General features: G+C 69.7%; 13 protein-coding genes and 1 pseudogene. 8 read left to right on the top strand and 6 right to left on the bottom strand.

Annotated features, from left to right (window positions below):
* Positions 1-207 precede the first annotated feature (207 nt).
* Both ACFVHI_RS36350 and ACFVHI_RS36345 read right to left on the bottom strand, forming a co-directional pair.
* Positions 208-693, bottom strand: coding sequence for a hypothetical protein (locus tag ACFVHI_RS36350; RefSeq protein ID WP_063352611.1), 486 nt, complete (start codon positions 691-693; stop codon positions 208-210).
* Between the two features lie 244 nt (positions 694-937).
* On the bottom strand, positions 938-1,312 hold the full coding sequence (locus ACFVHI_RS36345) for a hypothetical protein (protein WP_380346293.1): 375 nt from the start codon (positions 1,310-1,312) through the stop codon (positions 938-940).
* Positions 1,313-1,728: 416 nt separating this feature from the next.
* Here ACFVHI_RS36345 and ACFVHI_RS36340 point away from each other — a divergent pair.
* The 3 genes and pseudogenes from ACFVHI_RS36340 to ACFVHI_RS36330 form a co-directional block, all read left to right on the top strand.
* Positions 1,729-2,026, top strand: a pseudogene (locus tag ACFVHI_RS36340) (transposase); the annotation flags it as partial.
* A 502-nt stretch (positions 2,027-2,528) separates the two neighbouring features.
* On the top strand, positions 2,529-3,077 hold the full coding sequence (locus ACFVHI_RS36335; RefSeq protein ID WP_380346291.1) for a hypothetical protein: 549 nt from the start codon (positions 2,529-2,531) through the stop codon (positions 3,075-3,077).
* A 496-nt stretch (positions 3,078-3,573) separates the two neighbouring features.
* Complete coding sequence (locus tag ACFVHI_RS36330; protein WP_380346289.1) at positions 3,574-4,620, top strand: glycosyltransferase; 1,047 nt, start codon at positions 3,574-3,576, stop codon at positions 4,618-4,620.
* 173 nt (positions 4,621-4,793) lie between these two features.
* On the opposite strand, the gene ACFVHI_RS36325 is transcribed toward ACFVHI_RS36330, so the two are convergent.
* Positions 4,794-5,399: an NIPSNAP family protein gene (locus ACFVHI_RS36325; protein WP_380346287.1), complete on the bottom strand. Its 606-nt coding sequence runs from the start codon at positions 5,397-5,399 to the stop codon at positions 4,794-4,796.
* Positions 5,396-5,569: a hypothetical protein gene (locus ACFVHI_RS36320; RefSeq protein ID WP_380346286.1), complete on the bottom strand. Its 174-nt coding sequence runs from the start codon at positions 5,567-5,569 to the stop codon at positions 5,396-5,398. Before ACFVHI_RS36320 ends, ACFVHI_RS36325 begins: the two co-directional genes overlap by 4 nt.
* A 55-nt stretch (positions 5,570-5,624) precedes the next feature.
* On the opposite strand from ACFVHI_RS36320, the gene ACFVHI_RS36315 reads away from it, so the two are divergent.
* Positions 5,625-6,599: a YafY family protein gene (locus tag ACFVHI_RS36315; protein ID WP_063352617.1), complete on the top strand. Its 975-nt coding sequence runs from the start codon at positions 5,625-5,627 to the stop codon at positions 6,597-6,599.
* 289 nt (positions 6,600-6,888) lie between these two features.
* Here ACFVHI_RS36315 and ACFVHI_RS36310 read toward each other — a convergent pair whose 3' ends face one another.
* Together ACFVHI_RS36310 and ACFVHI_RS36305 are read right to left on the bottom strand one after the other, a co-directional pair.
* Positions 6,889-7,629 carry a DUF4232 domain-containing protein gene (locus tag ACFVHI_RS36310; RefSeq protein WP_380346284.1) on the bottom strand — a complete coding sequence of 247 codons (741 nt, stop codon included), beginning with the start codon at positions 7,627-7,629 and terminating at the stop codon, positions 6,889-6,891.
* 182 nt (positions 7,630-7,811) lie between these two features.
* The gene (locus tag ACFVHI_RS36305) at positions 7,812-8,783 is read right to left on the bottom strand and encodes a LuxR C-terminal-related transcriptional regulator (protein WP_380346282.1); all 972 of its coding nucleotides are present in this window, start codon (positions 8,781-8,783) and stop codon (positions 7,812-7,814) included.
* A 350-nt stretch (positions 8,784-9,133) separates the two neighbouring features.
* Between ACFVHI_RS36305 and ACFVHI_RS36300 the strand changes: the two genes are divergently transcribed.
* The 4 genes from ACFVHI_RS36300 (at position 9,134) to ACFVHI_RS36285 (ending at position 12,080) form a co-directional block, all read left to right on the top strand.
* On the top strand, positions 9,134-9,268 hold the full coding sequence (locus ACFVHI_RS36300; RefSeq protein ID WP_380346280.1) for a hypothetical protein: 135 nt from the start codon (positions 9,134-9,136) through the stop codon (positions 9,266-9,268).
* 7 nt (positions 9,269-9,275) lie between these two features.
* On the top strand, positions 9,276-9,617 hold the full coding sequence (locus tag ACFVHI_RS36295) for a hypothetical protein (RefSeq protein ID WP_380346279.1): 342 nt from the start codon (positions 9,276-9,278) through the stop codon (positions 9,615-9,617).
* 125 nt (positions 9,618-9,742) lie between these two features.
* Positions 9,743-10,993: a VCBS repeat-containing protein gene (locus ACFVHI_RS36290; protein WP_380346277.1), complete on the top strand. Its 1,251-nt coding sequence runs from the start codon at positions 9,743-9,745 to the stop codon at positions 10,991-10,993.
* A gap of 37 nt (positions 10,994-11,030) precedes the next feature.
* On the top strand, positions 11,031-12,080 hold the full coding sequence (locus ACFVHI_RS36285; protein WP_380346275.1) for a transglycosylase family protein: 1,050 nt from the start codon (positions 11,031-11,033) through the stop codon (positions 12,078-12,080).
* Positions 12,081-12,213: the final 133 nt, after the last annotated feature.

Here is a 12,213-nt window from a genome sequence, read left to right as displayed (position 1 = left end):
GCCGGCGGGTGCCGAACGGCCCGGGCCGTTCGGCACCCAGTGGGCGGGGCACCGTTTTTTCATGCTTTTCATGCGGCGGCGTGCGGCGAGCGGCGCGGCGGTACAGGCGCCGCATCACCCGACGCAGGCGCCGGGGGGTGGTGGCCGGACAGATCCTGGACTATCTGGCGGCGCTTGCCCGACCCTGGCGGTGCCCGATGGCCAGGATCAGTTCTTCCACACGCCCCAGTAGACGTCGGCGTTGTCGCCGGAGCCGCTCTCACGGGTGGTGCGGAAGACGCTGCTGGTGCCGTTCTCGTCGTAGCTGTTGGAGCCGGCGTAGGGGTTGGCCCAGTGCAGCTGGACGGTGTTGTTGTTGCGCCAGCCTTCCTCGCAGCCGTAGGTGCTGAACGTCGCCCAGCCCTCGGTGCCGGTCAGGAACCCGTTGCTCTCCGACTGGAAGGTGGCGTCGCCGGTGTTCCCCAGGATCTGCGGCGGCTCCTGGCCCTGCGTCCAGATGCCGTGGGCCAGAGCGTAGCTGGTCCGGTAGAGCGAGCAGCCGGTTCCGTTGTGCAGGTGGACCGTGGTGCTCCGGGCCGCCTGGACGGTGGCCTGGGAGGTGGCCGGGGCGGCCTGGGCGGTGCCGGTGGCGATGGTGCCGAGCCCGATGGCGCTTACCGCAGCCAACGCCGCGAAGCGTGCGGAGGTACGCATGGTTCCCTCGATTCCGTGTGCCTTCGGTGGGTGGCGCGGGCTGTGTCCCGCGCCGTGATGAACGATGCGCCGCGCCGACAGACAAACGATGGACGGTGCGGCCCGCGCCGTTCACCGCGCCGTTCGCAACGCCCGTCCATCGTTTGTCAGTTGGCGTGGTGTACGAGCACCCGGGCGGCCGCCCGTCCCGCCGAAGGCCCGGGAGTCGAGTGCCGGGACTGTCGCCGCTGCGGGACGTCCTCCCTCACAGTGGAGTGAGGATGTCCTGGTCCGCCCCGTCGAGGACGAAGCCGTTGTCCAGCCGGACCCGGACCGTCACCCGGTTCCCCCGTTCCCGGTGCGCGGTCCACTGCGGCTCCAGCACGGCGATCTCCGCCTCCAGGCGCTCGCGGCTCGCCACCGGCATGGTGTGCCCGTAGTCCTCGAACAGCGCTTTGAGCCGCTGGTACTCGCGGACCTCATGGCTCTCCGGGAGTTCTCCGTCCACCCGCTCGACGGTGCCCTCCATCCCGGATCCCAGCGAGAGGAACCCGACGACGGCCCCGGGCTCCCCGGCGACCGCCTCACCGATCCCGAGATCCTCGGCCAACCTGACGCGCCGGCCTTCCTTCAGGGTCATCCGTCCTCTACCTCTCCATCGATCGAGGCCACCGGCGCCGCCGGCCCGCGGCCACGGCCATTATCCGCGGTCGCTGCACGGCGTACGGCCCCCGGTGACAGGGCCTCCGCCGTCTCCCGTCCTGCTGTCACCTGCCCGGTTCCGTCCCGCGCTGCGCCCCGTACCGTCCCGGGCCCGAGCAGCGCCTATTCGGGCGGGGCGGGGTGGAGGCGGCCGGGGGTTCAGGCCGTCCGGCGCAGGGCGATGGCGTTCTCGGTGACGGTCGCGGTCAGGCCTCGGGGGCCGGTGGCGGTGCGCCTCGGTGCGCGGCAGCGCTCGGTGGTCCAGCCATCGCCGAGCCGTCGGAGTCGTGCGACGACTGCGGGTGAGCCCGAAGTCGGCCTACCAGTGGTACCAGCTGTGGCGGGAGGGCGGGGCTGGTCTGGGATCGCCTGAATACTCACGTCTCCTCCGCCATGCGCGAGTTGATCGCCGAGCGTGCCTGGCTGACGGTGTTCCTGCCTCCTGCCTTCCGCCTACTCGCCCGATCCCAACCCCGTGGAGTGGGTCTGGGCACACGTCAAGCGCAGCCTCGCCAACCTCGCCGTCATGGCCCTCGACCACCTGGAGGCCGTTGTCCGCAACCGGCTCAAGCGCCTCCAATACCGGCCCGACACCCTCGACGGCTTCATAGCCGGCACCGGCCTGACCCTCGACGCCTCAACATCACCCTGACAAGCCGAGGTCAGTAACGCTCGGCCGCGAACGATCGGACGCCGAGGAGGCGTTGAAGGACGGCCGGATGCGTCTGTGCGCACAGGTCGAGGAGGGTCGCACCTGCATCAGATGCGATTCCCCACGGTTCGTGCGAAGGCGAGCCCGAGTGATAGACGGGGCCCGTTGACTGGTCAGGTTGGCGCTGCGTACCGCGGGGTGCGGTGGGATTGATGCGGAGAATGGCGTCGTATTTTGACCCGCCGAAGCAGATCGTGCCAGGTGGCCTCAATGTTGGCCGGAATCCTCTGTCGACAATCGTGATGTATGGGGCGTTACTGATTCTTTGGCTTCACATGAAGATGGCTTGACCTGCAAACTTTCAACTCTTCAAAGATTCTGCATGTGTGACTGAATATGAAGTGACCTGTCCATGCTGAGAGTTGTATGGTTCGCTGACCGGTCTATCCGGCAAGGATCAATCGAAATCATCGACTGACTTACTGACTTGAAGGGGGATGATGTGAAGCGCCTGGCTCTAAGGCTTTTCGCACTTCTCGTCACGGTCATGCTCGGCTTGACCGCAGCTGCCACGCCCTCCGTTGCGTCACCGGCTTCAGAGCGGTGCTCGGCGGAGGTCGACACCAGCTCGAACTACCAGTACCGATGCGAGTTCGGGATCTTCCCTCTGGCTGACATTCCCGCTGGCGGGGCCGTCAAGAACGGAGTCTTCCAGCTCGCCGTCACCCACTTCTCCGACTACTTCCCTTTCAGTGGGTGCGGAGACGTGCTGAAGGTGAACCAGACGTGCGCGCTCATGCCGGGAAATGCCCCGGTGCAGGTTACAGAAATCGGCTCGAACTACTACATTCTCAAGTCCCTGAAGGGTCATCCGGAAGGGGAGAACAGGTACATCAAGTTCGCGGTTTACATCATCGACAACGAGCTGCGCCTCGGGATTCTCTCGTGGGGTGAGCCGAGCGTGGTCGCGAAGGCGACAGTGTCATTTGGTGGGGCAACTGCGCTGTGGGGCGGGTACGCTCGGAACCTCACGAAGACCGTCTACCCGTGATCAGTAGCTGACGCCCGGCGCCCGAGCGCCCCGGACCCGTTCGGTCTGGGGCGCTCTTTCCATGCCGCTCGCGGCACTGATCAACGAGCGCATGGCGGGCGATGGCCGGGGCATTCCGCGACGCATTCGACCAGGCCGCGTCCGTCGGGGACCGGGAGCCGGCGCCAGTTGCCGGCGCTCACGTCCCGTGGCGGTCAGCCCGCCCCATCCGCATATCTCACACACCAGGACCTACAACCACCGCTCCAGACCCATCAGGGAACAACATCGGGCCGACAACCCGGTAGCGGTGCGACGTCCCCCGACCGCGTCGGGGCGGTGACACGCGGGGGCATTGCTGCCACCCTGGGCGTATGAGTACGGGCCAGGCCCAGCCGCTGTGCACGGACGTTGCTCCACGGCCCCGGGAAGGCGATGCCGCCTCCCTGGCCCAACCACCCACGCCCGTAACCCCCATGCTCTGGTCCCACCGATCGTTGTTTCTCCGGGAGGTACGGTGACCGGCCGAGTCATCTACGCGTCGTTCGAGTTCCAGTTCCCGCTGGGCGGCATTCGGGTGCTGAACCAGCAGGTCGCGCTGCTGCGGGCCGTCGGCGTCGAGGCGTTTCGCTGGACGCCCACGCCGGGATTCCGCTACACGTGGTTCGACGACGATGTGCCGACGCTGTCCGGCATGACCTTGGACCTCGGGCCCGAGGACGTGCTCGTGCTGCACGAGGTCAGCGTGGTCCCGGGGCACGACCCGGCGCCCGGCGGCCACAAGGTCATCTACTCGCAGGGGCACTACGTCAACTTCCTGACCTGCCCCGACCCCGGCCCGTATCCGGGCTGGTCGGACCGGCCGGCTCTGTGGACGATCTCGAAGGCGGGCGTCGACATGTTCCGCCGCGCCCTGCCCGAGTTCGAACCGCACCTGGTGCCGAACGTCATTGACACCGAGTTGTTCCGGCCGGCATCGACCGAGCGGGTTCGGCGCATCGCGTGGATGTCCCGCAAGCGCCCGATCGAGACCACGCTGCTCCGCCGTCTGCTGCACGCCGACCCGCGGTCCGAGGGCGTCGACCTGTACGACATCCACGCGGTCCCCCACGAGGAGGTCGCTCGCGTCCTGTCCGACACGTCGGTGTTCATCGCGTTGGGGGCGCCCGAGGGCGAGGGCTTCGGATTGCCGTTGGCCGAGGCGATGGCCAGCGGCTGCCTGGTGGCCGGTTACGCCGCCGGCGGCGGAGCGGAACTGTTCGACTCGCCGTCCGCGTGGCGGATCCCGGAGCTCGAAACGGATCGGTTGGCGGACAAGGCCCTTGAGCTGCTCGACCTGCCCGGCCAGGACGAGGTGCGGCGGGCGGGCCGTCAGTGGGTCGCCGACCGGTACACCACCCGGGCCGCCGTCGAGGCACTGACCGAGGGCATCCGCCAAGTGCGGGCCCTCCCCGGTGGCGCGGCGACGGCCACCCATCCGGCCGCCTGGATGGAGGAGTTGTTGAGGCGCTTCCCGGTGCCGCCGGAGACACACGCCCGGGTGGAACCACCGGCCGCTTCGTAGTGCTCCAGCCGGACTGCTCCATTCCCGCCGGCCAACGGTCTGGGAGCGGGGAGCGACGGCCCGCACCAGCGTGGTGCAGGCCGTCGCCACCTCGCACAACCCCGTTCCCGGCGGGTGGAGCAGCAGGTCGGCCGGACGTCGGCCTGCCCACCCACGGTCCTCTGCGACGGGCTTCAGCGGGAGTGTTGCGGCACGGGCGAGAGGTGCAGTTGCTGCGGGGCGGAGTGCAGGTGTGTCGAGAGGTCCGGCAGGGGGGCGGTGTCACCGGTGGTGAACCACACGAGGACGTCCTCGCCGGCCCGTACGGGCAGGGCGGGGAAGTCGTTCTCCACGTGTTCGGTGCGGTGAACCGCCAACGGCGGGGTCCGGGCGGCCAGTTCGGGGCGCAGGTGCCGCTCGAAGTGGTCGGCGAAGGCGGCGGGGTCCAGGGGGTGGCAGATGGTCGCGACGACCGGTCCGGCGTCGGCCGGGGCGGTGAAGCCCGGGCCGCGCAGCAGCAGGACGTCGTCCGAGTCCACCATCGTCGCGTTGGCGGCGTCCCGGTGCTCCTGCCAGACCGGCCCGTAGTAGAAGGCGTGCAGTGCCCGTGCCCGCGACGCCATGTCAGGGAAGCTGCGCAGCCAGACGAAGCGGTCCGGGTCGTCCAGGTCCCGGAACCGGCCGCCGACGGTGATGCCCACCGCCTGCTGTCCGGTCACGAACTCCCGCTCGAAGAGGTCGAGCAGAGTGTCGCGGGCACCTGGGTGCAGGGTGTACTGGCGCAGTTCGACGATGCTCACGAGGCGTCCTGCAACTGGACACGGCTGAGCTCCGTGACCCGGTCGAGCACCCGGCTGTGTCCGCCGTTCACGGAGAACTCCTGCCCCCGGCTGTCACCGTCGGCCGGAACCCCGGTGAGTCTGCGGACGGCCATGCCCCGGGAACCGTGGAGGAAGTCGGAATCGATCATGGCCGCAGGCTAGAACCGGTCCACTGACACCTCCTGTCAGTGGATACTGACAGCCGTGCGCGCCAGCCGACTGATCTCACTGCTCCTGCTCCTCCAGAACCGGGGAAGGATGACGGCCCAGCAGCTCGCCGACGAGCTGGAGGTGTCGGTCCGCACGGTCTACCGGGACCTCGAAGCGCTCGGCGCCGCCGGGATCCCGCTGTTCGGCGAGGCCGGTCACGGCGGCGGCTACCAGCTGCTCGACGGGTACCGTACCCGGCTGACGGGCCTGACCGCCGATGAGTCGCAGGCCCTGTTCCTGGCCGGGCTGCCCGGCCCGGCGGCCGAGTTGGGCCTGGGCGAGGTACTGGCGGCCGCCCAGCTCAAGCTGCGGGCCGCCCTGCCGGCGGAGCTCCGCGAGCGGGCCGGGCTGATCCAGGAGCGCTTCCACCTCGATGCGCCCGGCTGGTACGGGGACGTGGACGAGACGCCGCACCTGGCGGCCGTCGCGGCCGCGCTCTGGGACCGGCGCAGGGTGTGGGTCCGCTACCGGCGGTGGAAGGCGCCCACCGAGGTGGAACGGCGACTGGAGCCGTACGGACTGGTCCTCAAGGCCGGCCGCTGGTATCTGGTCGCTGCCGCGGGCGGTGCCACCCCGCGTACCTACCGGGTCGACCAGATCCTCGAACTGCGAGAGCTGGAAGAGGAGTTCGAGATACCCGCGAGCTTCGACCTGGCTGCACACTGGCGGGACGGGCTCGCCGACTTCCATGCCCGACTGCACACCGGGGAGGCGACGGTGCGACTGTCGCCGAGCGGTGTCGCCCGGGGCCGCGAGCAGCTCGGCCGCGCGTTCGACCGGGCGGTCGCGGATTCGGGGGTGGCCGAGGCGGACGGCTGGACCAGGGCGTCCGTGCCCATCGAGTCCCTCGGCCACGCCCACGACGAGTTCCTGAGACTGGGCACTGACGTGGAGGTCCTCGAACCACCGGAGCTGCGTGCCCGGCTGGCCGCGACCGCCCGCGCACTCGCCGACCGGTACGGGGCCTGACGTAGGCGCATTCCCGTCCCTGCGCTCCGACCCTGCCCTCCGACCCTGACGGGACGGGTGCCGGGTTGCCTGTCCGCCGGCCCGGGCCGGCCTGCCCGATCCGCTGAGCCGATCCGCTGGGTCGCGCGGTGCGATGTGGTGCATCGAGACGCTTGACCGTTCCGGCGGGGCCATTTGATAGTCGACGAGCTCGCCGAACTCGCCTACTTCCACCCGCTGATCACCGTCGCACCGGAACACCGACCGGGCCCGTGACCGACGGGCACCCTTCATGATGGTGGTGCCGGGGTTACTTGCCGGCGGCTGCCATAGAGGTGACGGCGTCGGCGATGGTGGCGCGGTAGTTGCCCATGTGGGGGTTGAGGACGCGGGTGTCGGGGGTGAGTGGGAAGTTGTGGGTGGCGGCGAGGGGCATGTTGGTGTCGTCCTGGTCGGCGAGGACGTTGATCTCGTTGATGTCGGGGGTGGTGCCGGTGGTGGCGCCGCCGGGGTTGAGGTCGATGACGACGTAGGCGTTCTGGCCTGCGGGGACGGGGAAGCGCAGGGTGCCGCTGGCGAGTACGGGCCGGATGTTGTTGCTCTGGTCGCGGGCGGTGGAGTTGCCGAGGTTGACGCCGGGGGAGGAGCTGAGGCTGCAGGCGGTGGTGCCGGTGTTGTGGACTTCGATGACGCGCTGGCTGGGTGCTCCGGGGCGTGCGGTGACGTGGATGGAGAGGTTGCCGATGTCGCACGGGGTGGCGTCGGCGGGGGCGGGGGCGTTGCCTGCGCTGGGTCGGGTGCTGGTGGAGGCGGACGACGTGTGAGGCGCGCTGGTGGGGGTGTGTGACGCGGCTGCGGTGGCCGGGGCGGTCGGTGACCCCGTTGCGGGGGCCGCGCCGGTGGGGGCGGGTGCGACGGCCGCGGTGGTGGGGGAGGCCTTCGGGCCTGCGGCCGGGTCGGCGTTGTCGGGCCCGCAGGCGGTCAGGACGAGTCCGGCCCCGACGGCGAGGACGGCGGTGACGAGCAGCGGGCGACGGCGGCGGACGGACATGGTGGCTCCCCGATGGCGATGTGTGCTGGCTTGCTGGACACCCACCATGACGGTTGGTCAGTGCATTTCGGTGGCACGCGTGGCGTCACAATCACCAGGACATCGCGAGGACCGGACTGTGACAATCCATCGGGGAGCTGCGGGTTGACACGGCGCACTTCGGGCCGGTCGGAGCCAGCCGGTCAGAGCCAGCCGTTCTGGGCGGCCTTGATGCCGGCCTCGAAGCGGCTGCTGGCGTTGAGCCGCTCCATGATGGAGGCCATGTGGCGGCCGACGGTGCGGGAGGAGATGCCCAGGCGCTGGCCGGCGGTGTCGTCGGTGAGGCCGGTGCCGAGCAGGCGCAGCAGTTCGCGTTCGGTGGCGGTGAGTCCGGTGGTGGGGTCGCCGGGGGCGGTGGCGCCGAGCGGGACGGCGGTGTTCCAGGCCTGTTCGTAGAGGTCGAGCAGGGCGGTGAGGATGCCGGGTTCGGTGACGTGCAGTGCGCCCTTGCGGTGGTCCTCGGGGTCGATGGGGACGAGGGCCTCACGGCGGTCGGCGATGACGATGCGCTGGGGGATGGTGGGGGCGGTGCGGACTTCGCCGCCGTGGCTGAGCAGCCAGTGGGCGTACCCGGTGACGTGCGGCTGGTGGCGGGTGGAGTCCTGGTAGAGGGTGCGGATGGTGATGCCGCGGGCGAGCGCGCCGGCGTCGCCGGGGCGGGAGGAGTCGAGGTCTTCGGGCCGCTGGTTTCCGGGCTGGCTGCTGAGGGCTTCCGTGGTGGTGGTGCGGCTCATCTGTTCCAGGCGGTGGTGGACGGCGTCCATGCCCAGCAGGCGTTCGCCGTGGGCGGCGTGGTGTTCGGCGCGTTCGGCGACCATGCGGGTGACGGCGGCGCGGGACGCGGCGAGGGCGGCCTGGCGGGCGGCGAGGTCGGCTTCCTGGCGGGCGAGCATCTCGGCGAGGCCGACGGCCGGGTCGACGGCGCGCATCCGGCCGGGGTGGTCGGCGGAGGCGCGTACGAGCATGAGTGCGCCGAGTTCGTCGAGGCAGTCGTGGACCTGGGTGGCGGTGGTCGCGCAGCGCCCGGCTATCGCTTCGACGTCGGCGGAGGGGTGGTCGAGCAGGGCTTGGTAGACCTGCTCGGCGCGGGCCGATAGTCCAAGCGCCTGCAACATGGTGTCCCCCTTGTGTGATGATCCGTGAGCTCTCGTGGCTGTGACAGCACACGAAGCTTCATGATCCTTTCATGGGATGACACCGCCCTCAAGGTCGGATATCCGGCCTCGACGGCAGGCCGCGCCATCCAGTTCTTGTCATGTGCGTGACAGTATGTCCGGAGTCGGACAGGCCGGTTGGCGACACCCGCAAGGCCTTCCGAGCCGCCCCCCGACCGGCAAAGCTAGTGATCGCCGCCAGGGAGTCAGCCAGAAAGTCAGCCCGGACGGCAGCCGGACGGCGCGTCGACCGCGGGACGCACCGATCGGAGAAATCCCTTCGTGCCAGCAACAGTTGAGGACAACCGATCGTGATCCAGACCCGTATCGCCAAGGCCGCCGCGGCCATCGCCATCTCGCTGGGCGCGCTGCTCGCCGCCCCCGCCGTCCTGTCGGTGAGCACCCAGGACACCGCCGTCAACGCCAGCTTCGGCTGGGGCGGCTGACCCGCGGATGGACGTCATCTACGCCGCCCTGCACCGCAGGCAGAGCACCGGGCCGGTTCCAGCCGGCGAGGCGGCTGAGGCGGCCGAGGTGACTGAGGCGGACAAGGCAGGTGAGGCGGCCGAGGTCCGCGCCGTCCTGTGGGCCCACGCCCGCCCCGACGACGGCCTCCAGCACATCACCGTCCGAAGCGAGGCCGACCGCGTCGACCTGCTCGTCTACCTCGCCAGCCGTGACCCCGCCGTCGCGGAGGACACCCTGAGCCGGGCCCACGTCCTGATCGCCCGAGGCCACCAGGCCTCACCCCTGATGCGCCGGCGCTACCAGCCACCGGCGCCCCCCGGCCGCTGAACCCGCGCCGCCGCTGAACCCGCACGACGCTGCCCGGCATCCGATGCCGTCTCGAACTCGCAACCAGTAACCCGCACCGCGCAACCCGCAACCCGCAACGCGCAACGCGCAAGAGGAGCTCCGCCATGCCTTCGTCCACGCTGTCCAGGCTCGCCCACGTCGCCCTCGCGGCCTCCCTCGCCGCTTCCGGTGCGATAGTTGCGACCGCCGTCACCACCACGGCGGCCCACGCGGCGACCAGTGCCGTCACCGCCGCCTCGTCCTCGATCGACGGCAAGATCACCCGCAGTGAGGTCATCCAGCGGGCGCAGTACTGGCTGGGCAAGTCGATCCCCTACAACCAGGGCGGCTCGTACCCGGACTCCAGCGGCCGCAACTACCGTACGGACTGCTCGGGTTACGTCTCCATGGCCTGGCACCTGGGCGCCGGCACCGGCCCCGACACCCGGGCCATCGAGGACTCCTACACCTACGGGATCCAGCGCAGCGAGCTCAAGGCCGGCGACGTCCTCAACAGCTACTACAACCACGTCCTGCTCTTCGAGAAGTGGGACGACGCCGCCCACACGACCTTCTCGTACTACTCCTTCGGCTCCACCCCGGTGAAGCACGTCACCGGCGCCTCCATCAACGGCACCCTCGACTCGCACCCCAACGGCGAGTACAAGGCCCTGCGCTACAAGAACATCGTCGATGACGTCCAGACCCGGGCCACGAAGGCCGGCGTGTACCACCCGTCCACCCAGACCTTCTACGAAGGCGACAACACGGGTTCCACGCTGGGCTCGGCGAAGTTCGGCAACGCGGGCTGGACCCCGTTGGTCGGTGACTGGAACGGTGACGGCGTCGCCAGCGTCGGCGCGTACGACCCGGCCACCGCGACGTTCTACCTCAGCAACGACAACAGCACCGCCGCCGGGACCGCGAAGTTCGGCAACCCGGGTTGGATCCCGTTGGTCGGTGACTGGAACGGTGACGGTGTCACCAGCGTCGGCGCGTACGACCCCGCCACTGCCACGTTCTACCTCAGCAACGACAACAGCACCGCCGCCGGGACCGCGAAGTTCGGCAACCCGGGTTGGATCCCGCTGGTCGGCGACTGGAACAAGGACGGCAAGGACAGCATCGGCGCGTACGACCCGACGACCCAGACCTTCTACGAGAGCAACGACAACAGCACGGTCGCGGGCTCGGTGAAGTTCGGCAACGCGGGCTGGACCCCGCTGGTCGGTGACTGGAACAACGACGGCGTCACCAGCATCGGCGCGTACGACCCGAGCACCCAGACCTTCTACCTCAGCAACGACAACAGCACCACCGCCGCCAGCTTCGTCTACGGCAGCCCCGGCGACGTCCCGATCGCCGGCCGCTGGTAGTCCGCCCCCAACCGACACGAAAGGAAGTCAGCTGAGCATGCCCGAGAACAAGTCGACCACCCGTCACACCGGTCACACCCGTCGCACCCGCTCGCTCGCCGCTGTCGCCCTGGGGGCGGCCGTCCTGTCCGTCGCCTCCCAGGCACCGGCCCAAGCCGCCTCGGTGGGCACCTGGGACAGGGTCGCCCAGTGCGAGAGCACCGGGAACTGGAGCATCAACACCAACAACGGCAACTACGGCGGCCTGCAGATCGCGCTGCCCACCTGGAAGGCCTACGGCGGCCTGGCCTACGCTTCCCGGCCCGATCTCGCCACCAAGAAGCAGCAGATCCTCGTAGGGGAGAAGATCCTCGCCGGCCAGGGCCCCGGCGCCTGGCCCAACTGCAACGCGGGCCTGAGCACCGACCACGCCAAGCCGTACTCGGACCGGATCGGCGCGTACGACCCGGCCACCGCCACCTTCTACGAGAGCAACGACAACAGCACCGTTGCGGGCTCGGCGAAGTTCGGCAACCCCGGTTGGATCCCGCTGGTCGGTGACTGGAACGGTGACGGTGTCAGCAGCGTCGGCGCGTACGACCCGGCCACCGCGACGTTCTACCTCAGCAACGACAACAGCACGGTCGCCGTGACCACGACGTTCGGCAACCCGGGCTGGATCCCGCTGGTCGGTGACTGGAACAAGGACGGCAAGGACAGCATCGGCGCGTACGACCCGGCCACCGCCACCTTCTACGAGAGCAACGACAACAGCACCGTTGCGGGCTCGGCGAAGTTCGGCAACCCCGGTTGGACCCCGCTGGTCGGCGACTGGAACGGCGACGGCGTCACCAGCATCGGCGCCTACGACCCGAGCACCCAGACCTTCTACCTCAGCAACGACAACAGCACCACCGCCGTGACCGCGAAGTTCGGCAACCCCGGCTGGAAGCCCCTCGTCGGCGACTGGAACGGCTCCGGCAAGGACAGCGTCGGCGGCTACGACCCGGCCACCGCGACGTTCTATCTCAGCAACGACAACAGCACCGCCGCCGTGACGACGAAGTTCGGCAACCCCGGCTGGATCCCCCTCAAGGGAAGCTGGTAACCGCTCATCAAGGGAAGCTGGTAACCGCTCACCGACCAGCTCACCCGGACGCGAACCGGGGCCGGCGGCGGGCCTTGAGGACCGCGGCCGGACAACACCGCGCACACCGGGCGGCGGCCTGCACCATGAGGTG

This window comes from Kitasatospora sp. NPDC127121 (assembly GCF_042677305.1).
Lineage (GTDB): Bacteria > Actinomycetota > Actinomycetes > Streptomycetales > Streptomycetaceae > Kitasatospora.
Note: the sequence above shows the minus strand (reverse complement) of the source record. Positions and strands in the feature narration are given on the sequence as shown.